Raw genomic sequence first — 534 nt, forward strand, 5'->3', positions numbered from 1 at the left:
AGCACGCCGAACACAAGACCATCATGATCGACGCAACCTACCTCAAGGCACACCGCACGGCGTCGAGCCTGCGGGTCAAAAAGGGGGCGTGCGCGCCAGATCGGGCGAACCAAAGGCGGCATGAACATCAAACTGCACGCTGTTTCCGACGCCAAGGGGCGGCCGATCGGGTTCTTCATGTCGGCGGGTCAGGTCAGCGATTACACCGGCGCGGCGGCGCGTCTGGGGAGCCTGCCGAAGGCGGGATGGCTGCTGGCCGATAGAGGCTACGATGCCGACTGGTTCAGAGAAGCGTTGAAAGACAAGGGGATAAAGGCCTGCATCCCCGGCCGGAAGGCCCGAAAAAAGGCCGTCAAATATGACAAGCGGCGCTACAAACGGCGCAACCGAATAGAGATCATGTTCGGACGGCTGAAAGACTGGCGGCGCGTCGCCACGCGATACGACCGGTGCCCGGAGACCTTCTTCTCCGCGATCATGCTCGCTGCGACCGTCCTCTTCTGGCTGTGAAAATCAATGAGTCGGGAACCTAGC

1 pseudogene is annotated in these 534 nt (G+C 61.4%); it reads left to right on the plus strand.

The features are described from left to right. Positions 1-510: pseudogene (locus GL279_RS19085) on the plus strand (IS5 family transposase); the annotation flags it as partial. Between the last annotated feature and the right edge of the window lie 24 nt (positions 511-534).

Source organism: Paracoccus limosus (assembly GCF_009711185.1).
Taxonomy (GTDB): Bacteria; Pseudomonadota; Alphaproteobacteria; order Rhodobacterales; family Rhodobacteraceae; genus Paracoccus; species Paracoccus limosus.